The following is a 24,284-nucleotide window of genomic DNA, read 5'->3' on the forward strand; positions in this document are numbered from 1 at the left end:
AGACTATCTCACAATATGCATAACACTTGCGAGAAATGTGGACAGACGATGATGAAGGCGGGAAACAGCTGATGGCTCCGACACTCCATGGCTTGATGCCCATCCTGGCAACACCCTTCGACGAATCGGGCGCCCTCGACCGTGCCGGCCTGCGTCGGCTGGTCGAGTTCCAGCTCGCCTCCGGGGTCGACGGTGTCGCCGTCTTCGGCATGGCGAGCGAGGGCTTCGCACTGACGACGGAGGAACGTCGGACGATCCTGGACGATGTCGTCCGGGTGGTCGACGGCCGGATCCCGGTGATCGCCGGCGTCAACGGCACGTCCACCGCGACCTCGATCGAGCAGGCGCTCCTCGCGGAGGAAGGGGGCGCCGACGCGCTCATGGTGCTTCCGCCGTTCATGGTGAAGCCGCCGGCAGCGACGCTCGTCGACTTCTACGGCGACGTGGCCGCGGCCACCTCGCTCTCCGTCATGGTGCAGGACGCTCCCGGCGTCACCGGCGTGGTGATGGCTCCGGCTCTGATCGCCGAGATCGCCCGGCTCGACGGCGTCGACTCGGTCAAGGTGGAAGCTCCCCCGACGGCACCCAAGGTCGGGGCCGTGGTCTCGGCGATCGATGACCCCGACTTCGCCGTGCTCGGCGGACAGAACGCGCAGTTCTGCCTGGAGGAGTACGCCAGGGGCGCCGTCGGCACGATGCCCGCCTGCGAGTTCCCCGACCTGCTCGGCCCGGTGCTCGACAGGTTCCTGGAGGGGCGCGTCGACGAGGCCAGAGCCGAGTTCCGTCGTATGCTCCCTCTCGTGCTCATCGGTCTGCAGGGCGGCATCGCATGGGCGGTGCACAAGGAGGTTCTCGTCGCGCGCGGCATCATCGACCACGCGACGGTCCGCTACCCCGCGTCGCGCCTCGACTCCGGCAGCCGTGCGTCCGTGAAGCTCGTGATCGACGAGCTCGCCCTTCCCCCCGTCCCCACCACGGTGCGCGTGTGACCGGCCGCGGCGTGCTGCTGATCGGCGGCAGCTCCGACATCGGTCTCGCGATCGCCCGCGCCTTCGCCGACGGCGGGGACACCGTCGTCGGCGTGGGGATCGATGACAGCGACGACGCCGTCTTCGCGCGGTATCTCGTCGCGGACTGCAGTCGGCCGGAGGCCGCCGATCGCGCCGTCGCGGATGCGGAGCAGGCTCTCGGCCGACTCGATGTCGTCGTGCTCGCCGCCGGACGCATGCCGATCGCCCGCGCCGAGACCACGAGCGACGAAGACTGGCGCGGCGCCCTGGGGGCCACGCTCGACTCGGCGTTCTTCGTGGCGCGCGCGGCTCTTTCCCGTCTCTCCGCCGGATCGTCGATCGTCGCGGTGACCTCCGTGAACTCGTCGCTCGCCGCCCCGGCCTTGGCCGCCTACGCAGCCGCCAAGGCCGGAGTGGACGGCCTCGTACGGCAGCTGGCGCTGGACTACGGCCCCCGAGGCATCCGCGTGAACGCCGTGCAGCCGGGCAGCATCTCCGCGCAGGACACCGGCGAGAGCGAGGGCTACCCGCTCGGACGCATCGGCCGTCCGGAGGAGGTCGCGTCCGTCGTGGCGTTCCTCGCCTCCGATGCCGCGTCCTTCGTCACCGGCACGTCGATCGCGGTCGACGGCGGCCTGTCGATCTCCTCCCCCGCGGCCTGGCTCAAGCCGGTGCTGCGCGAACGCTGGCTCTGACCCGCTCACCTCTACGAAGAAGGCCGCGTCCCTTTCCGGGAACGCGGCCTTCTTCGTATCTCCCGCCGCTCTCGATCAGGAGTTGGCGTCGAGCAGCCCCTGGACTTCCTTCTTCAGCGCGTTGAGGCCGGCCTGCACCTCGACCTGCCCGGCGAGGATCGTCGCGACACCCGCGCCGATCGCGGCGTCGATCTGCGCGGTCACCGCGACGCGGTCCCACGCGGCACCGCGTGCATGCTCGGAGACCTCGGTGCGGAACGCGCCCTGGAACTTGTCCGCCGCGAGGGCGGGGATCTTGTCGGCGACGCTCTTGGCGGCAGGTGCCACCGCGGAGTTCTCGTAGAGCGCGGTCGCCGCTTCGACGTTCGTCGCGGCGTAGAGGATGAAGTCGCGGCTCGTGAGCTCGCCCTCCCCCGCGGTCGCGAAGACACCACTGCCCCAAGCCCGGTTGAACGAGTCCTTGCCACCGGCGGTCGGGCGCGAGATGGCCCCGATGTTGTCGATGATGTTCTGCGCCGCACCGTTCGTCTTGACGAAGGTCGACGCGAGCGGGGCATCGTCGTACAGGGCCGCCCGACCGCTCGCGAACAGGATGCGGGCATCGCTGCGTGCCACGTTCGTCTGCGTCAGACCGGCATCCTGCAGGGACTTGTACCAGGTGACGGCCTTGACGCTCTCGGCATCTCCCAGGGTGCACTTCAGGTCGTCGGTGACCACGTCGCTGCCGAAGCCCCACATCCACGGGACGGCGTCCTTCAGGTCGGGGTTCTTCGTGACGGCGGCGTAGGGGATCAGCGACGAGTCCTGCTTCTTGATCTTCTCGAGCGCCGTGGCGAACTGCTCCACGGTCATGCCCGACTTGATGCCGACGCTCTTCGCGATCTCGCCGTTGGTGATGATGCCGATACCGGCAGCCGTGAGCGGGAGCACGAGCAGCTTGCCGTCCATCGTGTAGGAGTCGAGCACACCCTGCGGGATGCCCAGCCCCTTCGCGAGGTCGGAGAGGTCGGCGAGCACGTTCATGGGGGTCAGCACCTGCCACCCGCCCGACTGCCCGACGCCCATGAGGTTGCCGGAGCGTCCGGTCAGAGCCAGCTGCGTGGCGGCCTGATCGTAGGGGTAGATGACCGGGGCGACCTTGACGCCCTCCTGCTTCGAGAAGCCGTCGAGGATGCCCTGCCACGCCGACTTCAGAGCCTCTTCGCCGAGCGAGTTGCCGTAGAAGTTGATGGTCTTGGCCTTGGTGGCTCCTGCGGCCGTGGCTCCGGCTCCGGTGCCGGGGGCGGCGGGGGTCGCACAGCCGGCGAGCGCGAGTGCGCCGAACGCCGCCAGGACGGTTCCGCCTCCGAGGAAGGCTCGGCGGCTCAGCTGCGAGTTCGAGATGTTCATGGAGACTGCTCCTTCGGGATGAGGGGTGACGAGCGGTGCTGCGGTGCGGCGCTATCCCTTGACCGCCCCGGCGGCGAGGCCGGAGACGAAGTAGCGCTGCAGGAGGATGAAGATGAGGACGAGTGGGAGGGAGGTGATCAGGGACGCCGCCATGAGCGCGGGCCAGTCCGCCGTGCCCTCGCGGATGAACGCCTGGGTGAGACCCGCCGGCAGCGTCTGCTTGTCGGGTCCTGCGAGCGTGAGGGCGAAGAGGAGATCGCTCCAGCCCCGCATGAAGGCGAACATCCCGGCGGTGATGAGTCCGGGGACCACGAGCGGGAACACGATGCGGAACATCGTCCCCGTGCGCGAGAGTCCGTCGACCTTGGCCGCCTCGATGATGTCGTCCGGCAGGGCGTCGATGATGCCCTTCAGCAGGAACACCGCGAGCGGCAGCGTGAACGTCGTGAACGAGATGATCAGTGCCGTATAGGTGTACAGCAGCCCTGCCGAGCTCAGCATCAGGTAGAGCGAGATGAGCAGCAGCGCACCGGGGATCAGCTGACCGATGAGGAACATGAACATCACGGCGTTGCGACCGCGGTAGCGGAACTTCGACAGGGAGTACGCCATCAGTCCGCCGACCAGGACGGCGAGCAGAGCGGTTCCGGTGGAGACGATGATGCTGTTGAGGAGGTTCTTCAGCAGCAGGTCGTTCTGGAAGAAGCCGATGAAGTTCTCGAAGGTCGGATCCACAGGGAAGAACGGACGGTCGAGGGAGAACACGTCCTCCTTCTTCGTGAAAGCGGTGGCCGTGAGCCAGTACACCGGGAGCAGGCCGAACAGCGCCAGCAGCAGGAGCAGGACACGTCCCGGGATGGACAGGTGGGGGCGGATGATCGACTCCCCCACATCGCGACTACGGCGCATCACTTCTCCAGCCGTCGGTTGAGGAACAGGTATCCGGTGGTGATGATGGCCAGCAGGACCAGCCAGAGCGTGCCCATGGCTGAGGCCTTGCCCAGCTCGTAGCTGCCGAAAGCGAGATCGTAGAGGCTGACCGCGAGCGCCGTGGTCGAGTTGCCCGGCCCTCCACCGGTCATGACGAAGATCGTGTCGAAGTTGCCGAAGTTGTAGATGAACTCCAGGACGGCGACGAGGGTCACGGGGCCTGCGATGTGCGGCAGGGAGATGTGGCGGAACCGCTGCGCGCGAGTCGCACCGTCGATGGTGGCGGCCTCGATCTGCTCGCTCGGAAGGGTCTGCAGCACCGCGAGGGCCACGACCATGATCCAGGGGAACGAGTGCCACGTCTTGGCGATGACCACGGCCGCCATGGCGCCGGTCGGGGTGCCCAGCATGCTGACCTCGGGAAGACCGAACACCGAGAGCACGTGGTTGACGACGCCGTAGCTGTCGTTGAAGATCCACGCCCAGAGGAAGGAGACGACCACACCGGGGAGCAGCCAGGGAAGCATGAGGGCCCCGCGCAGGATGTTCCGTCCGCGCATGCGGGCGTTCAGCAGCAGCGCCAGGGCCACGCCGAGCACGAGCGGGAAGATCGTGGAGAGGGACGCGAAGACGAGGGTCGTGCCGAGCCGCGCGAAGAACTCGTCCCAGACGGCCGCGTAGTTGTCGAGACCGACGAACGTGCGCTCCGGACGCAGGAGGGATTGATCGAACAGGCTCGTGAAGATGCTCGACACGAGAGGGAAGATCGCGATCACGAGGAACAGGAGGACCGCGGGAAGTGCGATCATGAAACCGAAGGTGCGATCCTTCGCGCCCAGCGTGGAGCGTCGCCCGGAGCGTGGCTCGACGGCCTTCTGCTCGCTCTCTGCGGGCCGCTCGAGTATGGCTTGTTGCATTGCAGTCACTTTCCAGTAGAGACGACCCCCGCGGGGCCCTGCGCGTCGTCGTCACAGTCGTCGACGTCGACGTGCGGCCAGTTAACCACAATGCGGATGCGAAATCCACAAAATGCATACGACACCCACATTTGTGTTGCTCGAAGCCATCTCTCTGAATAGGATGACTGGCAGCGGTGACCAGCCGCGACGTCGCCCACGCGGCGGCAGTACTGAGGAGGAGTGACCATGGCATCGGAATCGGTGGGCGGCACCCAGACCGTCGAACGGGCGATGTCGTTGCTCGCCTGCTTCACCGAGGAGTCGGGCGAACTGCGGGTCTCGGAGCTCTGCACCCTCACCGGGCTCGGCCAGTCCACGGTCTCGCGGATGATGTCGGCGCTGGACCGCATGAAGTTCGTGGTCCAGGACCCGCGCACCGGCCTGTACCGCCTGGGTCCGGCCGCCGTCTCGCTCGGCACGATCGCCCTCAACGGCTCCCCCATCTTCCGCGCAGCGCGGCAGATCGCGCAGAACCTCGCCCGCCGGATCGAGATCGGTGTGAACGTCGCCGAGCTCAGCGGCTTCACCTTCATGTACCTGTGCAACTTCGAGGGGGCGCTCGCACCGAAGTCGTTCGACATGGCGGGCCGCACGGGTCCCCTGCACGCCACCGGCATCGGCAAGGCACTGCTGTCCGGCATGACCGACGCGCAGGTGGACGAGTACTTCGCGCAGGCACCGCAGCGCTTCACCCCGCACACGATCGTCGACCGCGAGGCCATGCAGCTCGCGCTCGATGAGACGCGCAGCCGCGGCTACTCGACCGAGATCGAGGAACTCGCCTTCGGACGTGCCTGCATCGCCGCCCCGATCCGCAACCGTGCGGGCGAGATCGTGGCCGGCATCTCGGCGAGCGGCCCGCTGTCCGTGTTGGATCTGCACGCCCCGCATCAGGAGCTCGCGCTGCAGCTGATCGAAGCCGCCGACGAGATCTCCGTCGCCCTCGGATACAGCCCTTCCCGCACCGCATCCGCGTTCGCCGCGCTCTGACGCCCGGCCGCGACGCTCCCTACCCTGACCGCGGCACCAGCCGCCGACCGCTCGCCCATCGATGTCTTTGGAGACCCCTGTGAGAATCACGCGCGTCCAGACCTTTCCCCTCTACCTCTCGAAGGAGGAGGCGAACAACTCCTACGCGGGCGACACCGCCGTCGACCACCGCGGCTATGTGATCCGCCCACCGTGGCGGAGCCTGTACTCCCCCGGTTACGAGACCCTGCTGGTGAAGATCGAGACCGACGAGGGGCTGATCGGGTGGGGCGAAGCGCTCGCTCCGGTCGCCCCGGTCGTGGTCGCGGCGATCGTGGACAACCTGCTGGCCCCGCTCATCCTCGGCGAGGACCCGCGTTCGGTGCGCACGCTCTGGCACCGGATGACCGAGTCGATGCGCGAGCGCGGGCACCTCACCGGCCATCAGGCCGACGCCATGGCAGCCGTCGACATCGCCCTGTGGGACCTCTGGGGTCACGCGACCGGGCTCTCGGTCTCGGAGCTCGCCGGCGGACGCTTCCACGAGGTGCTGCCCACATACGTCTCGGGCATCCGCGGCGTAGACGACGTCGAGCGCGCGGAGAAGACGGCCGAGCTCGTCGAAGGGGGCGTGCGGCGCATCAAGCTGCACCTCGGCGTCGACATCCGCACCGACCTCGCCACCTACGATGCGGTCCGCGGCGTTCACCCCGACCTCGACGTCGCGCTCGACGCGCACTGGACCTACCGCCTCGGCGAGGCCCGTGCTCTCGGCCGGGAGCTCGACGACCGCAGGGCCTGGTTCTTCGAGGCGCCACTCGCTCCGGAAGACGTGGAGGGCCACCGAGACCTCGCTTCCGCGCTCGCGACACCGATCGCGGTCGGCGAGGCGATGCGCAGCCGCTTCGAGTTCACCGACTGGCTCACCCGCCGCGCGGTCGGCCTCACGCAGCCCGACATCGGCCGTACCGGCATCACCGAGGGCCTCGCGATCTCGGCGGTCGCCGACGCCTTCCACGTGCAGGTCGCCCCTCACCACTCGGCGGCCTTCGGCATCGCGATGGCCGCCGGCGTTCACGTCGCGGCGAGCGCCGCCTCGCTCCTCGCGTTCGAGTACCAGCCGTTCACGCTCCCGGTCGCCAACCGTCTGCTCACGACGCCTCTCGAGGTGCGCGCCGACGGCGGCTTCGTCGTCCCGACCGGCCCGGGCCTCGGCGTCGCGGTCGACGAGGACGCGATCAAGGAGTACGTGCGCCACTGAGTCGTCAACTCTCCTCAGAATCGCGCAAATGGTCGCATCCGCCTGGCGGATGCGACCATTTGCGCGATTCGAACCGGGGAGTCAGTCGCCGATACGGACGAACTGCGCGGCGCTGACCCGGTGGATGCTGGTGTTGCGCACCTCGAGTCGCACCGTGCCCGTCGCACCGGCCGCGTAGCGGAACGAGCCCAGCGAGCGCCAGGCGGCTGCGCCCTGGGTCTGGTCCACGATCACCTCGGAGCTGCCGTTCTGATGCTCCACGACGTAGGCCGCCGACGTCGTGGTCGTGGGGTTCGTCGGGTACCAGACCGAGACACGGTAGAGCCCTGCCTGCGGGAGGTCGACGTTCCACGTCACAGTGCTGCCCACCGAGTCGGAATCGCTGTACCGCGTGCGGGTGCCGTTCCAGCCGGAGAGTCCGCTGGGGTACCAGTTCCCCGCCTCGAGGTACCCCGGCCACGGCGACTGCGTGTGGGCGATCACGCCCTCGTCGGCGACGCGCACGAGCACTCCCCTCCTGAGGCTCTGATCGAGGCGTGCCTCGAAGCGCGTCGACGATCCGGGTGCGACACCGGAGCCGGCCGTCACCGTCCAGGTATGGGTCAGATCCGATCGCGGTGGCACGGTGATCGTCGTGCTCTGCTGTCCGACGCTCCACCCCGTGAGGCCGTAGAGGGCGAGCGTGCCCTGCAGGGGCGTCACCCCGGTGTTGATGACGAGTGCGGTCAGCTTCGCGACGGCGCCCGGCCCGCTCACGATCTCGACATCGGAGGTGAGCGACACCAGTCGGCGCCGGTCGATCACCTCGATCGCGGCCGGTCTGAGCGTGACGGGGTCCTCGCCCGTGACCGTGAGCTTCGCCTTCACCTCGATCTCACCGAGCGGTGCGGCGGTGGCGATCACCGCGGCCGATTCCACGCGGGCTGAGCCCTGCGCCGGGACGGAGACGGCCGGGACCGCGCCGTCGAGCTGCCACCCGGACGGGAGTGTGATCGCGACCGTGCCGGTGATCGGGTCGTCCGTCGCGTTGCGCACTTCGATCGTCAGCGGCACACGGTCGCCGGCGGTACCCGTCGCCTGCGCGATGACATCTCCCGCGAGACCCGGGTTCGCACCGCTGATCCGTGCGGGCAGCTTCAGCGTGACCTCGGGCGTGGTCACTCCGCCGGAGGTGATCGTGTACCGGAAGGTGTCGGTCAGGTCGTCGACCGGGATCGTCCATTCGAACGGGTACGCCTTCTGGGGCGCCTGCTGCACCGCGTTCCCGCCGATCCGGTACGACAGCGTCGCCTGCTGTTCCGTGTCGAGCTGCACGTACGCGTCGTACCCCTGACCGTCGGGGCGCACCAGGAGCATCCCTCGCGCGACGCCGTACTCGGTCGCCGGGTCGGAGTCGACCTCGTGGAAGCTGTCCGGCCCGTGATCGACGATGTCGTCGAACGGCAGTTCGGGACGCTGCACGTCGACGTCGCGCACCACGAGGGCCACCAGCCCGCGCGCGGGGACCGTCACGGTGACCCGTCCGCTGCTCGCCGCCCCGGTCGATCGAGCGCCGTTCGCCGTCACCAGCTCCACGGGCGTCGAGGAGTTCCGGGGCACCCCGGTGAGGTCGCTGGAGAGGTCGACGACCACCTGCTGCGCGGTCCCGGCGGAGTTGGTCAGGCTGATGTACAGGGCGCCGTTGCCGACACCGCCGATCCAGTTGACCATAGGGTTGTCGACCGCGATGAGCCCCGCGGGAAGGTACGGCCAGACCCCGTCTTCACCGAAGAACGTTCCCGGGGCATGGCCGTAGGCGAAGAACTTGAAGTACGCGAAATCGGCCTCGAACACGTGCGGGAACTCGATCGCCCCCGCGCTCCGATAGAAGCTCTCGCTGATCAGGTAGTCCATCGCGAGTCCGAGCTGGGCCGGTGCGTGGTGGAAGTAGTACCCCGTGATGCCCACCGGGCCGCTTGTCGCGAAGTCGGGTTTCATGTGCGCGACCTGGAACTGCCGCCCGTAGTAACCGGGGTACGTGGTGAAGCGACCGATCACCATGTTGTGCGCGATGTCGGCGAGCAGCTCGTCTCCGGTGTGGTGTGCCAGGCGCAGCAGTGCTCCGGCCCAGCACGGGTTGAACACGTAGCCGCCACCCGGGTTCGTCAGCGTGCTGACACCGAGCTTGAACGACGACAATGCCTCGAACGTGAGCCCCGACGGGGACACGTACCAGGCCGGCACCGCCTCGGTCGGCACGTCGGTGGTGGGATACGACGGGAGGGACGAGCGCGACTCCCAGTCGTACTGCTGCCTGATCACGGAACCGACCGGCACCGTGACCGTCGTGTCCGGCACCGGGCGCACGGCCGTCTGCGTGATGAAGCGCTGCACCTCGCGGTACGCGCCGTCGAGGAACTCGGACTCCCCCGTGGCCTCGAACATCTCCAGCAGGTCGACCCAGTACTTCGAGAAGCTGTAGGCGAAGCCGCCGGGCGGCTGACCGTTGCTGCGATAGGGCGTCAGGATCTGCTCCTGCGAGTACCGCCGCGCGATCAGGGTGGCTTCCGTGAGATAGGCCGGATCCCCCGTCACCCGGTAGGTCGCCAGCGCGTTCGAGAACGGGGCTCTGCTCTGCCCGGCCACACCCGCTTTGGTCGCCTGCACCGCGAGCCGCTGGATGCCAGCGTTGCGCCCGTGGGTGAGCTGATACAGCGACGCGAGGTTCACGGCGTCTGTGGGAATCCGACCGATCCGGTACTGCGTCTTGTCGTTGTAGACGGGACTGCCGATCATCGGAGTATGCCCGATGCCCTTGCGGGAGAGCTGATACTCGACGAGCGGCCTGGCACGGCGGTCGTAGAGGGTGCTGTCCGCGGTCCCCGTCAGGTAGTGCGCGGAGAGCACGACACCGCTCGCCGCCGCGCGGACGGCATCCTCGTTCTCGACGTCGACGAACCCCTTGGCACGGTTCCACCACCCCGAGTACGACGGCACGTAGTCGATGGAGTCGTCGCCGCTGGGCTCGACGGCGATCAGCTCCGCCATGGCGTGCACGGCGTCGGTGAGCGACCGGTCGTAGACGTTGTGCCGGTACGCCGTGAGGCCGTATTCGTTGCGGCACAGCTGCGTGTAGGTGCCGTACAGCGTGTCGGCGCGCGCGGCGAGGCCGAAGGCGAACCCGCGCTGCTGACCGACCGTCATCGCCGTCCGCAGCCCCGGCTGGGGTGCGTACATGGACGGCACGATGTCGAGGCTGTCGTTGCGCAGACTCATGCCGTACGGCTGTCGGTCTGACATCAGCTGCCGCTCGTGCACGAACTCGGCGACCTCCGAAGGCAGATAGACACCCGAGGTGACGGCGACGTCGCCGATCGCGTACTGCGTCAGCGCCATCGGTGCGAAGAGCTCCCAGGCCCCCAGCGGCGCCGAGCCGTCGAGCACCGAGAGGGCGTGCTGATAGGACCCGCAGAGCACCTCGTCGAGGTCGTCGATCGACCGGGTGTCCTGGCTCTGGTAACCGACGATGTAGTCGCCTGCGGTCTTGGCCGTGAGCACGTAGTGCGCCTCGGGCTGCGCGCCCTCCAGCCGCCAGCGGACCACCAGGTCGACGTCGTCTGTGCTGGTGGTCAGTTCGATCGACTGCGGCCCGAGCACCTGGAACGAGGTGAACCCCAGCCAGCTCGGCGCGAGCGGGCCGTACAGCTCCGGAGCGCTCCCGGCCGGCAGCGTGCCCTCCAGCACGAGCCACTGCTCGTCGAAGCGGTGGGCGGGGTCGGTGATCTGCAGCCATCCGCCGTTGTGCTTGACCTCGAGGTCGCGCACGATCGTCGCGCCGCCGTCCCACGTCGCCTGCAGGAAGGTCATGCGATGGTTCTGTCCCACCAGCTGAGCGACCTGTGTGAAGGCGAGGTTCGGTTTGTCCAGTCGCCGCAGAGCATCGGCATACACCCCGCTGGCGGTGGTGAGTTCGGTGGCCGCCGCGGGGGCCATGCCGCCCGGCGAGCCGAGCACCGGGGGGAGCACGCCGGCGATCACGAGCATTCGCAGCACGGAGCGTCGGCTCCACATCAGGGGATTGTGTTCGGCACCGTCGCCAGGAGTTGCATCCATGATGCACATACTGCAATCCCTATGCGATGATGTCAATGCATGCGCCGCACCGATCACCCGAGCCCACATGCCTTGTCGACACCGGTAGCGTCGACGAGGCAGCCCACCCGAAAGGATGCACGCGGTGACGTACACCCCGCCCGAGACCCCGCCTGAGGAGATGACGGAGTACTCGCTGAGCACGCTCCTGACTCCGCTCGATCCCCCCGTGGAACCGTCGGATTTCGACGACTTCTGGAGGGCCTCCTTCGAGGAGTTGGGCACGGGCGCCGTGGCATGGGAGGTGACCCAGGAGCACCCTGAGACCCCGACGCATCGCATCGCCGAGATCCGCTTCCACTCCTCCGCCGATGAGGCGGCCGTCGCGTACGTGATGCTTCCGCACGCTGCCGACGTGACCCGCCGCGGCCTCGTCGTCGGCCACGGTTACGGCGGTCGCACCGGCCCCGACATCGAACGCGTCGCCTCCGACACCGCCGCGATCTTCCCGGTCGCCCCCGGAACCCATATCGGCACGAGCAGCCGGTTCCCCGCATCGCCCGACGAGCACGTGCTGGCAGGGATCGAACACCGCGACACCTACTCGCACCGCTTCAGCGCCGCCGACATCTGGCGAGCGGCGACCGTGCTCCTCGAGATGGCCCCATCCGCAGCGGGAGCGCTCGACTTCAGCGGCGGTAGCTTCGGCGGCGGCATCGGCGCGCTCGCCCTGCCGTGGGACGGGCGGTTCCGTCGCGCCGCGCTCGATGTCCCGAGCTTCGGCAACCATGACGTGCGCCTGTCACGGAGATGCACCGGGAGTGGTGAGGCCGTGCGCCTGCACCTCCGCGAGCACCCGGAGGTCCGGACAGTGCTCGACTACTTCGACGCGGCGATCGCGGCGCGGCGGCTGCGGCTGCCCGTGCACGTGAGCGCGGCCGTGCTCGACCCCGCCGTCGATCCGCGCGGGCAGTTCGCGGTCTACCACGCCGTCTCCGGCCCGAAGCGCCTCGGCGTGCGGGCGGCGGGCCACCTCCCCGGAACGGTCGGCGAGCTGTCGGACCGACTCGCGCTGCAGGACGGCATCGACTTCCTCGCACTGCCCGACGACCGTCTGATCTGAACACCCCAACGGACCGCTTCTCAGAAAATGCATAGCGTTCTCCATAGAAATCGCATAGGAGATTCCGCAGAATAGGGACATGACCAGCGACCTGCCCGAACTGCGCCGCCCCGACGGCTCCCCCCTGCGCATCCTCGCCGTCGACGACGAGCAGATGCTGACCGACCTGCTCGCGATGGCCCTGCGCATGGAGGGCTGGGAGGTGCGCACCGCCTCCTCCGGCATGGAGGCCCTCCAGGTCGCGCGCGAGTTCGAACCCGATGCCCTCGTGCTCGACATCATGATGCCCGACCTCGACGGCATGTCGGTGCTCAAGCGGCTCCGGGATGCCGGCAACCTCGTCCCCGTGCTCTTCCTCACCGCCAAGGACGCCGTGGGCGACCGCGTCGCAGGACTCACCGCCGGCGGCGACGACTACGTCACCAAGCCCTTCAGCCTGGAAGAGGTGATCGCGCGCCTGCGGGCGATCATCCGCCGCACCGGCCACGCCACCGCTGACGACGGCCAGTCGATCCTGCGCGTCGCCGACCTCACCCTCAACGAGGACAGCCACGAGGTCGTGCGCGACGGCACCGAGATCGAGCTCACCGCGACCGAGTTCGAGCTGTTGCGCTACCTGATGCGCAACGAGCGCCGGGTGCTCTCGAAGGCGCAGATCCTCGACCGGGTGTGGAGCTACGACTTCGGCGGCAAGTCATCGGTCGTCGAGCTGTACATCTCGTACCTGCGCAAGAAGATCGACGCCGGACGCACGCCGCTGCTGCACACCGTCCGCGGCGTCGGCTACATGATCAAGGCCCCTCAGTGAGCTCGGCGACGACGATGAGACGGCCGATGAGCCTGCAGACACGGCTGATGACCGCCGTGATCGGGTTCGTCTCGCTGATCCTCATCATCGTCGCCATCATCACCAGCGCGACGCTGGGCAAGACCATGGAGGATCAGCTCGACCAGAAGCTCTCCAATAATGCGCACCAGCTCGTCCGGGTGACCGAGGCGTTCCCCCCGTCGTCCGCCACCGCGCAGAACGTGCTCGCGAACAGCTCCGCACCGCCGGTGGGTGTGCTCTTCGTGGTCTCGAGCCCCGTGACCGGCTTCAGCGGCGTCGTCGCCAAGACCACGGACGGCGACCCCCTCGCCGGGTCGCTGCAGACCCTCAGCGGGGCCCAGCTGGCGGAGATCGCCGGCGCGCTGAAGGACTCATCGGTCGCCTCAGTCTCCATCAGCGACGTGGGCTCGTACCGGGTGATGGCGCTGCCGACGAACAACGGGGTCATCGTGGTGACCGGCCTCCCCCGTGACGAGATCCAGAACCAGCTCACGCAGCTCCTCACGGTGATCGCGCTCGCCACGATCGGCGGCCTGATCCTGCTGGCCCTCACCACGGCGATCACGATCCGCGTGAGCCTGCGCCCGCTGCGCGCCGTCGCGACCACCGCGACCAGGGTCGCCAACCAGCAGCTCGATCGCGGCGAGGTGACCATCACGGAGCGCGTCCCCGCCTCCGAGGCCGATCCGCGCACCGAGACCGGGCTGGTCGGGGCGTCGTTGAACAAGCTCCTCGATCACGTGAACACCTCGCTCGCGTCCCGGCAGAAGAACGAGGAGCGGATGCGGCGGTTCGTCGCCGATGCCAGCCACGAGCTGCGCACACCGCTCGCCTCGATCCGCGGCTACTCCGAGCTCTCGCTGCGAGCTCTCCGCCAGACGAAGGAACCGTCCGAGCGACCGGAGGTCATCGAGAGCACCACCTCTTCGCTCGAGCGCATCCAGGCGCAGTCGCTGCGGATGACCAGGCTCGTCGAGGACCTGCTGCTGCTCGCCCGCCTCGACGAAGGCCGGGAGCTCGTCTACGGCACAGTCGACCTCACCCAGCTGGCGCTGGAAGGGCTGTCGGATGCGCGCCCCACGGCCGTGGACCACCACTGGAAGATCGACGTGCCCGACGAGCCCGTCACGATCCTGGGAGATGCGGGACGCATGCACCAGGTCGTGGCCAACCTGCTCGCGAACGCCCGCACGCACACGCCGGCCGGCACGACGGTGACACTGAGCGTCGCGCAGGAGGGCGATGAGGCGGTGCTGCGCGTGCACGACGACGGTCCGGGGATCGATCCGGCCATCCGAGACGAGCTGTTCGCCCGCTTCGCCCGCGGAGACAGCTCCCGTGCGCGCCAGACCGGCGGGACAGGGCTCGGCCTCGCGATCGTGAAGGCCATCGTCGAGGGCCACCACGGCTCCATCACGGTGGACAGCGAGCCAGGGAACACCACCTTCAGCGTCCGCATCCCGACGAATCCGGCGGCCTCCCCCGACACCGCCGCTACGGACGCCTGACCCGCAGCACAGCGCCCGCCACGAGCACAGCGCCCACCACCATACTGAGCCCGCCACGACACTGAGCCCACCACGATGCTGAGCCGCGCGCGAGAGGATTCCTGCGCCGGCGGGATCAGTAGCCGGCGAAGGCGTCCGTGGTGAGGCTGCGGGCCTTCTGCAGTGCGGGCGCGAGATCGGCGATCAGGCGGGGTGGTCCCGAGATGAACGCGTGGCGCGCGGCCAGATCGGCAACGGCACGCTCGAGGGTATCGGCGTCCAGACGCGCCCCCTGAGCCCAGGACCAGTGCGAGGGCAGGGCGGCCGGCTCGTCGCGCGTGAACACGACGGTGCGCACGCCTGTCTCGGCCAGCTCGTCGCGGAACGCGAGCTCCGAGGCGTCTGCGGCGACGTAGATCAGCACCACGTCGCGCCGTTGCCCGGTCGCCTGCAACTGCCGCAGCTGCGACACGAAAGGCGTCACGCCGATACCTGCCGCCACCATGAGCACCGGCTGTTCGCCCCGCGGCAGGATGAAGTCGCCCCAGGTCCCGGTCACGGCGAAGGTCGCCCCCGGCTCGGCGGCCGCGAGAGCCCGCTTGTAGCTGGAGGGGTGCTTCTGGTCGCCGTTCTTGTAGGCGATGCGCAGCATGGGCAGGTCGGCCGGCGCCGACACGATGCTGAACTCCCGGCGGGTGCCGCGCGCGTCGGGGCGGTGGTGCGGCACGTCGAGCTCGAGATACTGACCAGGGAGGAAACGCACACGGCCCTTGGCGCGGAAAGTCAGCTCCTGCGCGGTCGGGGTGACGAACTGACGCCGTTCGAGCACGAGCCGCACCGACCCGCGCAGTGCGAAGGCGAACGCGACCAGGTTGCCGATGAGCAGCGCGCGCTCCTGTCCGAGGGTGAACAGGCCGGCCACGGAGAGGGGCCACCCCGCGAGCAGACCGACGACGACGGCCACCACGAGCTGCTGCCGACGCCGCGGCGGAAGAGTGAGCGGCTCCGAGAGCATGAAGGCCCCGAGGAAGAGGAACGGCGACTGCAGCACGGCGAACTGCAGGGCTGTCACGACGTCGAAGGCGACATCGAACTCCACGGCCTGGACTGCCTGCCGCACCACGGAGGTGGCGACCGCGACGATCAGGAACACCAGCACGACGCGGATCTTCTCGGTGCGCCACAGCACCAGGAGACCGAGCACCGCGACCGGGATCGTGAGCACGGGCGTGCCCACCCACCACGCCGACGAGGTGCCCAACCACTCGAAGGCCCCGAACGCCCCGAGGATCGAGACGACGGCGGCGCCGAACGCGGCCGGGTTGAAGATGTGCCGGCCCCGCCAGGCGATCAGATACTTCGACACGCTCGCGACGGCACCGGCGATCGCGAGGCCGACGAGTGCACTCGGCTCGACGCCGGGGCGGAGCACGAACAACAGGATGAGGGCGGTCACGACCGAGGATTCGATGCGCCAGGGCAGCCGCAGGATGCGCTGCGCGACAGCGTCGACGACCGAGATGACGAGCGCGAGCACGAGGAAGGACGCCACGAGCTCGAGCGGGGTCGGCGAGACGATGACGCCGAACAGCGAGAGCACGAAGGCGATGACGGCGAGGGCGATCAGCGCGAACAGGACCAGACGGTACATCGACAGCGAGCCCAGAACGGCGAGGACCCGCTGACGCGCAGCGGTGAATGAGGTGATCACGATTCCACTCTTCCCTGGTTCTGGACGGTGAGGAACAGTTCGGCCGGAAATCCGGGGGAACGCTGCACCCGTCCGTCGGTGCTCATCCGCACCCACTCGGTTCCCCAGGCCGCAGCGATCTCAGGGCCGCCGTCGAAGAAGAGGGCGGTCGCCACAGCGTCGGCCCTCATAGCGTGGGGCGCCACGGCCCAGGTCGCCGCCCAGGTGCGCACCGGGGTGCCGGTGCGCGCATCCAGGACGTGGTGGAGCCCGCTCCCCCACGCCCGACGGTTGATGGCCGAGGCGCACAGGGCCTGGTCCTTCACCTCGATGACGCCGATCGCCTTCGTCGCGTCATAGGGGTGCTCGAGGGCGATGCGCACACCGGCCCCGCGCACCCGGATGTCGCCACCGGCATCGATCACGAGATCGCCGGGCACACGCTCCAGCACCGTGGACACGAGATCGACGAGGCGACCCTTCCCGAGGGCGCCGACGTCGAGCAGAGCCGGAGCCGAAGCCCTGACCTCGCCACCATCCCACGAGAGATGCCGATCCCACTCTTCCGGCGCCGGGAGCGGCTGCCCGGCGATCAGCGTGTAGGCCGCGTCATAGCCGAGCGCATCCAGGCTCGCGGCGACGAGGGGGTTCACCGCACCGGCGGTCGCCGCGGAGAGCTCGCGATACGCGTCGAGCATGGGGGCGGCGTCGGCGGAGGCGAGAACGCCACCGAGTCTCCCGAGGCGCACGACCTCGGAGTCTGCACGGAAGCGGGACCATTCGCGGTCGAAGCGCTCGATCTCCGCCGTCACCGCCGCCTTCGCGGCAGCCGGGAGCGGGTCGGTCGTCTCGATCTCCCAGTGCGTTCCGATGGCCTCGAAGCTCCAGGTGGCCATGCGGCTTTCAGGCGCCTACGCGGCAGCCTGCTCCTTGATCGACTCGACGGCGTCGTTGAATCCGCCGCTGGTGAGCGACGAGCCCGCGACACGGGTGACGTTCAGCTCGTCGATCGGCTTGCCGTCGACCTCGGCGGCGATGCCGTCGATGAACTCGCCCTGGTAGCGCTTGCTCTCGGGCGCCTGCGGATCACCCGTGACCTCCACATCGGTGACGACGCCGTCGGCGAGCGTCAGCGTGACGGAGATCTTCTCCACCGTCTCGGGGGTCTGGTACGAGCCCTCGGCCGTGTAGGTGCCGTCGGTGTAGGTCGCCGTGGCGTCACCTCCCGAAGACGATGCGGAGGCACCCGTATCGGGAGTGCTGTCGGCTCCGGAAGAGCCCTCGGCATCGGCAGAGCCGGAGCATCCGGCGAGGACGAAGAGACCTGCGATCCCGAGGAGTGCGGATCCCTTGCGGACAGAGGTCGGTACGGTCGTGCGGATCATGGTGGTCCTCCCGGCTCGGTGTCGGTCGACGTGGTCGTCGACCCCCTCACGCTAGGCATCGCGCCTATGAACGGGCTGACGTAACGTGTTACGCGTCTCCGCCGAACATGCTGGTGACGGAGCCGTCCTCGAACACCTCATGGATCGCGCGGGCCAGGAGCGGGGCGATCGGGAGGATGGTGAGCTTGTCCCACTGGCGCGACTCGGTGAGCGGGATCGTGTCGGTGATGACGACCTCGTCGATGGACGAGTCCTGCAAACGATCCGACGCCGGGTCGCTGAAGATCGCGTGGGTCGCGGCGACGATCACGCGGTGCGCCCCGTTCGCCTTGAGAGCCTGCGCAGCCTTGACGATCGTGCCACCGGTGTCGATCATGTCGTCGACGAGGAGGCAGGTGCGTCCCTCGACGGCACCGACGATCTCGTGCACGGAGACCTGGTTGGCGACCTTCGGGTCGCGACGCTTGTGGATGATCGCGAGCGGAGCGCCGAGGCTGTCCGACCACGTGTCGGCCACGCGCACGCGGCCCATGTCGGGCGATACCACCGTGAGGATCTCGCGGTCCTCCGGCGAGAGGGTGCGCTCGAAGTAGTCGAGCAGCACGGGCTTGGCGAACAGGTGGTCGACGGGACCGTCGAAGAAGCCCTGGATCTGGGCTGCGTGCAGGTCGACGCTCATGACGCGGTCGGCACCGGCGGTCTTCAGCAGGTCGGCCACGAGACGGGCGCTGATCGGCTCGCGACCGCGACCCTTCTTGTCCTGACGCGAATACGGATAGTACGGCGCGACGACGGTGATGCGCTTCGCCGACGCGCGCTTGGCCGCGTCGATCATGATGAGAGTCTCCATGAGCCACTCGTTGACCGGCTCGCCGAACGTCTGGATCAGGAAGAGATCCACTCCACGGATGGAGACCTCGAAGCGCGCGTAGATCTCACCCGATGCGAACGTGCGGTGCTCGACCGGGGCGATCTCGGTGCCCAGCGCCTCGGCGACCGCCGCCGTGAGGGCAGGGTGCGAACGACCGCCGGCGACGACGAGCCGCTTCTTGGTCTTGGCGATGATCCCGGGGGCCACGCCGTTGTCGCGATCCAGATCGACCGTCTTCTTCTTGCGCGCCATGTCCGCCTATTCCGCCGAATTCTCCCGGGACGCAGCATCCGCCGCGCCCGTCCCTGCTCTGTTCTTCTCGACCCAGCCCTCGATGTTGCGCTGGGGGGCGACGCTCATGGCCAGAGCGCCGGCGGGGACGTCCTTGCGGACGACGGCGCCTGCACCGGTCTTCGCACCGGCTCCCAGCCTAACGGGCGCGACGAGCACCGTGTGCGACCCGGTGTGCACCTCGTCGCCGATCTCGGTGCGGTGCTTGTTCACGTCGTCGTAGTTGGCGGTGATCGTGCTCGCACCGAGGTTCACTCCGCGACCGATCGTCGCATCGCCCACGTACGACAGGTGCGGCACCTTGCTGCCCTCGCCGATCTCGGCGTTCTTGGTCTCGACGTACGCGCCGATCTTGCCCTTGGCGCCCAGCACAGTGCCGGGGCGGAGGAAGGAGAACGGACCGACCGTCGCCTCGGCGCCGATGACGGCCAGCGTCGCATCCGTGCGGCGGACGACCGCATCCTCACCGACCTCGCAGTCCACGAGCGTCGTATCGGGGCCGATGACAGCTCCGGAGGCGATGGCCGTTGCCCGCAGGATCTGCGTGTTCGGGAGGATCGTGACGTCGGGCGAGAGTGTCGCGTCGTCGTCGATCCACGTGGTGGCGGGGTCGATCACGGTGACGCCCTCGAGCTGCCACCGGCGCACGATCCGCTGGTTGAGCAGGCGCCCGACGAGCGCGAGCTGCGTGCGGTCGTTCACGCCGTAGGTGACCGTGACATCCGACACGACCGACGCCGCGACGCGGTCGCCATCGCGGCGGAGCAGTCCAGGCACGTCGGTCAGGTACATCTCGCGCTGAGCGTTGTCGAGGCTCAGCTGCGGCAGGTAGGTACGCAGCGTCGCGGCGCGGAACACGTACATACCGGCGTTGATCTCACGGACGGCCGCCTCTTCCGGGCTCGCATCCTTCTGCTCCACGATGCGGTCGACCCCGCCATCGGCATCGCGCACCACGCGACCGTAGCCGGTGGGATCCTCCACCAGCGCGGTCATGAGTGTGGCAGGCGCCCCGGACGCCCGGTGCTCAGCGAGGAAGGCCGAGAGGGTGCCGGCATCGGCGAGGGGGCAGTCGCCGGAGAGCACGAGCACGTCGCCCTCGAAGTCGGCGGGCAGCGCATCGACGGCCACCTGCACCGCACGACCCGTTCCGGGGATGTCGTCCTGGTCGACGAAGACCGCGTCGGGATAATCGGCGGCGAGGGCGGCCACCACCTGGTCCCGCTCATGCCGCACGACGACCTCGACGTGCGTCGCCTGCAACCGCTGCGCTGTGGTGAGCACGTGCCCGACGAGTGGACGTCCGCTGATCGGGTGCAGCACCTTCGGCAGACGCGACTTCATGCGAGTGCCCTGCCCTGCGGCGAGGACGATGATCGCGAGATTGTTCCCAGTCATGCTCCGCCGCCAGGACTCGAACCTAGACCTCACAGCTCCAAAGGCTGTCGTGCTGCCATTACACCACGGCGGACCGCGCCGCCCATGAAGGCACCGCGGGGACAAGTCTGCCATGCTCCGGCCCCGGTTCCGCTGACACCGCGGCCCGTCATCCGCGTGAAATACCGATCTGCAATGCTGGCGACATGAGCATCGTGATCGAACGGGTGCAGGCCGCGAGCCCCGCCCTGGCCGAGTTCCTGGTCGCCCACCATGCGGAGTTGGAGCACACCGCTCCTGCGGAGAGCCGCCACGCCCTGGTGTTCGAGCGGTTGCTGGCTCCGGGAGTGCGGCTCTTCGCCGCGCACCTCGACGATGCCCCCGTGGCCACCGGTGCCCTGGCGACTGTCGAGGAGGGACACGAGGAGATCAAGTCGATGCGCACGGACCCCGCCCTGCGCGGACAGGGCCTCGGCCGCGCCATGCTCGCGTTCCTCCTGGCGGACGCCGAGTCCAGGGGCATCAGCCGCCTCTCGCTCGAGACCGGGAGCGCGGACTTCTTCATCCCGGCACGTGCGCTGTACGCCGCGGCGGGATTCCGCGAGTGCGGCCCGTTCGGCGGCTACGCGCTCGATCCGTACAGCACGTTCATGACGGTCACGCTCCCGACCGCGTCCTGATCTCGTCGCCGCGCGCGCGATAATGGGCGGATGAGCGAGGTGGATGAGGTCGACCGGATCGTCGGCGCGTGGAACACCCAGCGTCCCGACCTCGACTTCTCCCCGCTCGAGGTCCTGTCACGGATGGACCGGTTGTCGCGGCACCTCGATCGCGCCCGCCGCGATGTGTTCCGACGGAGCGATCTGGAGCACTGGGAGTGGGACGTGCTCTCCGCGCTGCGGAGAGCGGGGGCGCCGTTCCAACTCTCCCCCAAGCAACTGCTCCAGCAGACCCTGGTCTCGAGCGGCACCATGACCAACCGGATCGATCGCCTGGTCGGGCGTCGGTTCGTGCGGCGCGAGGCCGACCCAGGCGACGGTCGCAGCGTGCTGGTGACGCTCACCGATGACGGGCGCATCCGCGTGGACGCCGCCATCACGCGTCTGGTGGATGTGGAGGCCGATCTGCTGCAGGCGCTCTCCCGCTCCGACCGCGACCGCCTCGCGGGGCTGCTGCGCAAGCTGAGCCTGAGCTTCGACTCGTGACCGGCCGCAACTGATGGGCATGCCCTCTCCCCTGCCCGTGCGCGACGGCGTGGGAGCCACACGGCTGCACGTGCCCCTCACCGGCTCGTGGCCCACGGTCGCTGCCTACATGATCGAGAGGTTCTTCCACCTCGATCCCGAGCGGCTGCTCGAGCGGTTCGATCGCGGCGACATCGTTCGCGCCGACGGCTCTGCGGTCCCGCGCGATGCCCCGCTCGGGAGTGTCGAGTTCATCTGGTACTACCGCGAGCCCGCCATCGAGACGCGGATCCCGTTCGAGATCGAGATCCTGCACCAGGACGAGCATCTCGTCGTCGTGGACAAGCCGCACTTCCTGCCAACGACTCCCGGCGGCAAGTTCCTGCAGAACTCGGCACTGGTGCGGCTGCGCAACCTCCTCGACAACCCGGACCTGGCGCCCATCCACCGTCTGGACCGCGCGACCGCCGGACTGCTGATGTTCTCGACGCGACCCGCCACCCGCGGCGCCTACCAGCTGATGTTCGAGAACCGGCAGGTGCAGAAGGTCTACGAGGCGGTGTCCGCGCTGCCCCCGCACGGCGAACTCCCCTCGTTCCCGCTCGTCTACCGCAACCACATCGAGAAGCCGCGTGCCCAGGTGCGGGTGCAGGTCGACGACACCAGGGAGCCGAACGCCGAGACGCTGATCGAACTGATCGGCGCCGATGACCGTGTGGTGCACACCCTGCTCCGCCCGCACAGCGGGAAGATGCATCAGCTGCGCGTGCACCTCGCCGCCCTCGGCATGGGCATCCTCAACGACCGGTTCTACCCCGAGCTGCTCGACGATGTGCCGGACGACTTCGACCGCCCGCTGCAGCTGCTCGCTCGCGAGCTGCGCTTCGTCGATCCGCTGAGCGGCGCGGAGCGGGTCTTCACCACGAGGCGGGCGCTGCAGCACGCGCCTCGTGGTGAGAATCCGTAGGCTCGCGTCAGCGGCGCATGACCTTTCGGGCCAGGCGGGTTCCGAGCATCTGCACGAGATGCACGAACACGACGATGAGGACGATCGCCGCCCACATCACGAGCGGCTCGAACTGCCGGAAACCATAGATCTGGGCGAATGCGCCGAGGCCACCGCCACCGACGAGTCCTGCCATCGCCGTCATGTCGATGAGCGCGACCACGATGAACGTGTAGCCCAGGATGAGCGGTCCGAGCGACTCCGGGATCGCCACAGTGAACAGGATGCGCCAGGGCCCCGCACCCATCGCACGCGCCGCCTCGATCACGCCGGGCGAGACCGAGATCAGATGCTGTTCGACGATACGTCCGATCGCGAAGGCCGCGGCGAGACCGATGATGAAGGCACCCGCCGTCGTGCCGATGCCCACACCGACCACGGCACGGGCCAGCGGCTGCGCGACCACGAGGAAGATGATGAACGGGATGGGGCGGAAGAAGTTCACCACGAGGTTCGCGAACAGCGAGACCGGCTTGTTCTGCGCGAGGCCGCCCGGCCGCGTCACGTACAGGATGATGCCGATAGCGAGACCGAGCACGCCACCCAGCACGAGCGCGAAGGACGTCATGTAGAGCGTCTCGAGGGCAGCCGCCCAGAATTCCGGCCACAGTTCGTTCAGGCGTTCCATCAGCGCGCCTCCTCTCCGGCGATCTCGGTCACTTCGACACGTCGGGCGATGCTCGCGAGGGCGCGATCGATCGCCGCGGCGTCACCGCGGATCGCGAGTGTCAGGTGCCCGAAGGCCCGTCCGCGGATGTCGTTGATGCCGCCGTAGACGAGCTCGAAGTCGAGGCCGGCACCGGCGAGATCGAGGAAGACCTGCGCCTGCGAGGAGTCGCCGTCGCGGAACGAGAACGTGACCAGGCGGCCCTGATGGCGCTCGCGGAGCACCGCCAGCTCTGCGGGTGACGGCACGCCCTTGACGACCGTTCCGACGAAACGCTGCGACGCCGGGTTCTGCGGCGCGGAGAAGACGTCGAAGACATCGCCGTGCTCGATCACGCGACCGTTCTCCATCACCGCCACCTTGGTCGCGATGGTCTGGATCACATCCATCTCGTGCGTGATGACGACGATCGTGACACCCTGCTCGCGATTGACGCGCTTCAGCAGATCGAGCACCTCGTGGGTGGTCTGCGGGTCGAGGGCGCTGGTGGCCTCGTCGGCGAGGAGGATCGCGGGCCCGGTGGCGAGGGCACGGGCGATGCCTACGCGCTGCTTCTGGCCGCCGGAGAGCTGTTCGGGATAGGCCTTCGCCTTGTCGGAGAGACCGACGAACGAGAGCAGTTCCGCCACACGTGTCTCGATATCGGCCTTCGACCAGCCGGCGAGCTTGAGCGGATACGCGATGTTGGACTTGACGCTCCGCGAGGAGAACAGGTTGAACTGCTGGAAGATCATGCCGATCCCGCCGCGGACCTTGCGCAGCTCGCTCTCCTTCAGCGCGGTGATGTCCACGCCGTCCACCGTGATGGTGCCGCTGGTGGCCGGCTCCAGTGCATTGATCAGGCGCACGAGGGTCGACTTGCCCGCCCCGGAATAGCCGATGATCCCGAAGACGTCGCCCTTCTCGATCGAGAGGGAGACGTCGTCGACGGCCACGACCTCCGCGCCGTCACGGGTGCGGGGCGGGTACGTCTTGGACACGTTCGTCAGGGTGACGATCGGCATGTGGTGCTCCGGTCTGCTTCGGGAACGAAGAATCGGGTGACGCGTTTTCGCGCCACCCGATTCTCCCTCATCGGACGGGGTGGATC

Annotated in this window: 21 protein-coding genes and 1 tRNA gene; 10 read left to right on the forward strand and 12 right to left on the reverse strand. The window is 68.6% G+C overall.

What is annotated here, in order from left to right; genetic code table 11:
* Nucleotides 1-95: 95 nt before the first annotated feature.
* Both HDC31_RS11470 and HDC31_RS11475 read left to right on the forward strand, forming a co-directional pair.
* A complete protein-coding gene (locus HDC31_RS11470; RefSeq protein WP_257022130.1) occupies nt 96-989 on the forward strand; it encodes a dihydrodipicolinate synthase family protein in 894 nt (297 codons plus the stop codon).
* Complete coding sequence (locus HDC31_RS11475; RefSeq protein ID WP_113681405.1) at nt 986-1,705, forward strand: SDR family NAD(P)-dependent oxidoreductase; 720 nt, start codon at nt 986-988, stop codon at nt 1,703-1,705. The genes HDC31_RS11470 and HDC31_RS11475 overlap by 4 nt, the downstream gene beginning before the upstream one ends.
* Nucleotides 1,706-1,780: 75 nt before the next feature.
* Here HDC31_RS11475 and HDC31_RS11480 read toward each other — a convergent pair whose 3' ends face one another.
* From HDC31_RS11480 to HDC31_RS11490, 3 genes are read right to left on the reverse strand one after another with little or no spacing between them, the layout of a single operon-like run.
* Nucleotides 1,781-3,094, reverse strand: a complete 1,314-nt coding sequence (locus tag HDC31_RS11480) for an extracellular solute-binding protein (RefSeq protein WP_061015229.1) — start codon at nt 3,092-3,094, stop codon at nt 1,781-1,783.
* Between the two features lie 51 nt (nt 3,095-3,145).
* Complete coding sequence (locus HDC31_RS11485; protein ID WP_052674532.1) at nt 3,146-4,003, reverse strand: carbohydrate ABC transporter permease; 858 nt, start codon at nt 4,001-4,003, stop codon at nt 3,146-3,148.
* Nucleotides 4,003-4,941 (reverse strand): carbohydrate ABC transporter permease, encoded by a 939-nt coding sequence (locus tag HDC31_RS11490; protein WP_113681404.1) that lies wholly within the window; start codon nt 4,939-4,941, stop codon nt 4,003-4,005. Before HDC31_RS11490 ends, HDC31_RS11485 begins: the two co-directional genes overlap by 1 nt.
* 228 nt (nt 4,942-5,169) lie before the next feature.
* Here HDC31_RS11490 and HDC31_RS11495 point away from each other — a divergent pair, with 228 nt between their 5' ends.
* Together HDC31_RS11495 and HDC31_RS11500 are read left to right on the forward strand one after the other, a co-directional pair.
* Nucleotides 5,170-5,973 (forward strand): IclR family transcriptional regulator, encoded by an 804-nt coding sequence (locus HDC31_RS11495; RefSeq protein WP_046748916.1) that lies wholly within the window; start codon nt 5,170-5,172, stop codon nt 5,971-5,973.
* Between the two features lie 79 nt (nt 5,974-6,052).
* On the forward strand, nt 6,053-7,213 hold the full coding sequence (locus HDC31_RS11500) for a mandelate racemase/muconate lactonizing enzyme family protein (RefSeq protein ID WP_046748915.1): 1,161 nt from the start codon (nt 6,053-6,055) through the stop codon (nt 7,211-7,213).
* A gap of 81 nt (nt 7,214-7,294) precedes the next feature.
* Here HDC31_RS11500 and HDC31_RS11505 read toward each other — a convergent pair whose 3' ends face one another.
* Nucleotides 7,295-11,305: a hypothetical protein gene (locus HDC31_RS11505; RefSeq protein WP_179516122.1), complete on the reverse strand. Its 4,011-nt coding sequence runs from the start codon at nt 11,303-11,305 to the stop codon at nt 7,295-7,297.
* Between the two features lie 124 nt (nt 11,306-11,429).
* Here HDC31_RS11505 and HDC31_RS11510 point away from each other — a divergent pair, with 124 nt between their 5' ends.
* The 3 genes from HDC31_RS11510 to HDC31_RS11520 all read left to right on the forward strand — a co-directional run bounded on the left by HDC31_RS11510 (nt 11,430) and on the right by HDC31_RS11520 (nt 14,744).
* Nucleotides 11,430-12,407: an acetylxylan esterase gene (locus HDC31_RS11510; protein ID WP_218867769.1), complete on the forward strand. Its 978-nt coding sequence runs from the start codon at nt 11,430-11,432 to the stop codon at nt 12,405-12,407.
* A gap of 79 nt (nt 12,408-12,486) precedes the next feature.
* Nucleotides 12,487-13,215 (forward strand): response regulator transcription factor, encoded by a 729-nt coding sequence (locus tag HDC31_RS11515; RefSeq protein ID WP_045262204.1) that lies wholly within the window; start codon nt 12,487-12,489, stop codon nt 13,213-13,215.
* A gap of 26 nt (nt 13,216-13,241) precedes the next feature.
* Nucleotides 13,242-14,744: a cell wall metabolism sensor histidine kinase WalK gene (locus HDC31_RS11520; protein ID WP_113681294.1), complete on the forward strand. Its 1,503-nt coding sequence runs from the start codon at nt 13,242-13,244 to the stop codon at nt 14,742-14,744.
* 115 nt (nt 14,745-14,859) lie between these two features.
* Here HDC31_RS11520 and HDC31_RS11525 read toward each other — a convergent pair whose 3' ends face one another.
* The 6 genes from HDC31_RS11525 to HDC31_RS11550 all read right to left on the reverse strand — a co-directional run bounded on the left by HDC31_RS11525 (nt 14,860) and on the right by HDC31_RS11550 (nt 20,431).
* Nucleotides 14,860-16,434 (reverse strand): flavodoxin reductase, encoded by a 1,575-nt coding sequence (locus HDC31_RS11525; RefSeq protein WP_113681295.1) that lies wholly within the window; start codon nt 16,432-16,434, stop codon nt 14,860-14,862.
* Nucleotides 16,431-17,309, reverse strand: coding sequence for an FAD:protein FMN transferase (locus HDC31_RS11530; protein ID WP_061017224.1), 879 nt, complete (start codon nt 17,307-17,309; stop codon nt 16,431-16,433). The genes HDC31_RS11525 and HDC31_RS11530 overlap by 4 nt, the downstream gene beginning before the upstream one ends.
* A 15-nt stretch (nt 17,310-17,324) precedes the next feature.
* A complete protein-coding gene (locus HDC31_RS11535) occupies nt 17,325-17,798 on the reverse strand; it encodes an FMN-binding protein (protein ID WP_113681296.1) in 474 nt (157 codons plus the stop codon).
* 88 nt (nt 17,799-17,886) lie between these two features.
* The gene (locus HDC31_RS11540; protein WP_046748908.1) at nt 17,887-18,921 is read right to left on the reverse strand and encodes a ribose-phosphate diphosphokinase; all 1,035 of its coding nucleotides are present in this window, start codon (nt 18,919-18,921) and stop codon (nt 17,887-17,889) included.
* A 6-nt stretch (nt 18,922-18,927) separates the two neighbouring features.
* Nucleotides 18,928-20,358 (reverse strand): bifunctional UDP-N-acetylglucosamine diphosphorylase/glucosamine-1-phosphate N-acetyltransferase GlmU, encoded by a 1,431-nt coding sequence (glmU, locus tag HDC31_RS11545; protein ID WP_113681297.1) that lies wholly within the window; start codon nt 20,356-20,358, stop codon nt 18,928-18,930.
* A 1-nt stretch (nt 20,359) separates the two neighbouring features.
* A tRNA-Gln gene (locus tag HDC31_RS11550) sits at nt 20,360-20,431 on the reverse strand.
* 112 nt (nt 20,432-20,543) lie between these two features.
* On the opposite strand from HDC31_RS11550, the gene HDC31_RS11555 reads away from it, so the two are divergent.
* Genes HDC31_RS11555 through HDC31_RS11565 form a run of 3 tightly spaced genes read left to right on the forward strand, consistent with a single transcriptional unit; the run spans nt 20,544 to nt 22,488 of the window.
* Nucleotides 20,544-21,017, forward strand: a complete 474-nt coding sequence (locus HDC31_RS11555) for a GNAT family N-acetyltransferase (RefSeq protein ID WP_058632447.1) — start codon at nt 20,544-20,546, stop codon at nt 21,015-21,017.
* A gap of 30 nt (nt 21,018-21,047) precedes the next feature.
* Complete coding sequence (locus tag HDC31_RS11560; RefSeq protein ID WP_029260528.1) at nt 21,048-21,542, forward strand: MarR family winged helix-turn-helix transcriptional regulator; 495 nt, start codon at nt 21,048-21,050, stop codon at nt 21,540-21,542.
* 19 nt (nt 21,543-21,561) lie between these two features.
* A complete protein-coding gene (locus HDC31_RS11565) occupies nt 21,562-22,488 on the forward strand; it encodes a pseudouridine synthase (protein ID WP_218867770.1) in 927 nt (308 codons plus the stop codon).
* Between the two features lie 7 nt (nt 22,489-22,495).
* Here HDC31_RS11565 and HDC31_RS11570 read toward each other — a convergent pair whose 3' ends face one another.
* Nucleotides 22,496-23,155: a methionine ABC transporter permease gene (locus HDC31_RS11570; protein WP_046748904.1), complete on the reverse strand. Its 660-nt coding sequence runs from the start codon at nt 23,153-23,155 to the stop codon at nt 22,496-22,498.
* On the reverse strand, nt 23,155-24,198 hold the full coding sequence (locus tag HDC31_RS11575) for a methionine ABC transporter ATP-binding protein (RefSeq protein ID WP_113681299.1): 1,044 nt from the start codon (nt 24,196-24,198) through the stop codon (nt 23,155-23,157). Before HDC31_RS11575 ends, HDC31_RS11570 begins: the two co-directional genes overlap by 1 nt.
* Nucleotides 24,199-24,284 lie beyond the last annotated feature (86 nt).

It is taken from the genome of Microbacterium sp. JAI119 (genome assembly GCF_013410135.1).
Lineage (GTDB): Bacteria > Actinomycetota > Actinomycetes > Actinomycetales > Microbacteriaceae > Microbacterium > Microbacterium oxydans.

Bases quoted from the DNA above. Each gene is read 5' to 3' on its own strand.
- HDC31_RS11490 (WP_113681404.1), bottom strand. From the start codon at position 4,941: ATGCAACAAGCCATACTCGAGCGGCCCGCAGAGAGCGAGCAGAAGGCC.
- glmU (WP_113681297.1), bottom strand. From the start codon at position 20,358: ATGACTGGGAACAATCTCGCGATCATCGTCCTCGCCGCAGGGCAGGGC.
- HDC31_RS11485 (WP_052674532.1), bottom strand. From the start codon at position 4,003: ATGCGCCGTAGTCGCGATGTGGGGGAGTCGATCATCCGCCCCCACCTG.
- HDC31_RS11555 (WP_058632447.1), top strand. From the start codon at position 20,544: ATGAGCATCGTGATCGAACGGGTGCAGGCCGCGAGCCCCGCCCTGGCC.
- HDC31_RS11495 (WP_046748916.1), top strand. From the start codon at position 5,170: ATGGCATCGGAATCGGTGGGCGGCACCCAGACCGTCGAACGGGCGATG.
- HDC31_RS11515 (WP_045262204.1), top strand. From the start codon at position 12,487: ATGACCAGCGACCTGCCCGAACTGCGCCGCCCCGACGGCTCCCCCCTG.
- HDC31_RS11520 (WP_113681294.1), top strand. From the start codon at position 13,242: ATGAGCCTGCAGACACGGCTGATGACCGCCGTGATCGGGTTCGTCTCG.
- HDC31_RS11530 (WP_061017224.1), bottom strand. From the start codon at position 17,309: ATGGCCACCTGGAGCTTCGAGGCCATCGGAACGCACTGGGAGATCGAG.
- HDC31_RS11505 (WP_179516122.1), bottom strand. From the start codon at position 11,305: ATGGATGCAACTCCTGGCGACGGTGCCGAACACAATCCCCTGATGTGG.
- HDC31_RS11565 (WP_218867770.1), top strand. From the start codon at position 21,562: ATGCCCTCTCCCCTGCCCGTGCGCGACGGCGTGGGAGCCACACGGCTG.
- HDC31_RS11535 (WP_113681296.1), bottom strand. From the start codon at position 17,798: ATGATCCGCACGACCGTACCGACCTCTGTCCGCAAGGGATCCGCACTC.
- HDC31_RS11480 (WP_061015229.1), bottom strand. From the start codon at position 3,094: ATGAACATCTCGAACTCGCAGCTGAGCCGCCGAGCCTTCCTCGGAGGC.
- HDC31_RS11470 (WP_257022130.1), top strand. From the start codon at position 96: ATGCCCATCCTGGCAACACCCTTCGACGAATCGGGCGCCCTCGACCGT.
- HDC31_RS11575 (WP_113681299.1), bottom strand. From the start codon at position 24,198: ATGCCGATCGTCACCCTGACGAACGTGTCCAAGACGTACCCGCCCCGC.
- HDC31_RS11560 (WP_029260528.1), top strand. From the start codon at position 21,048: ATGAGCGAGGTGGATGAGGTCGACCGGATCGTCGGCGCGTGGAACACC.
- HDC31_RS11540 (WP_046748908.1), bottom strand. From the start codon at position 18,921: ATGGCGCGCAAGAAGAAGACGGTCGATCTGGATCGCGACAACGGCGTG.
- HDC31_RS11570 (WP_046748904.1), bottom strand. From the start codon at position 23,155: ATGGAACGCCTGAACGAACTGTGGCCGGAATTCTGGGCGGCTGCCCTC.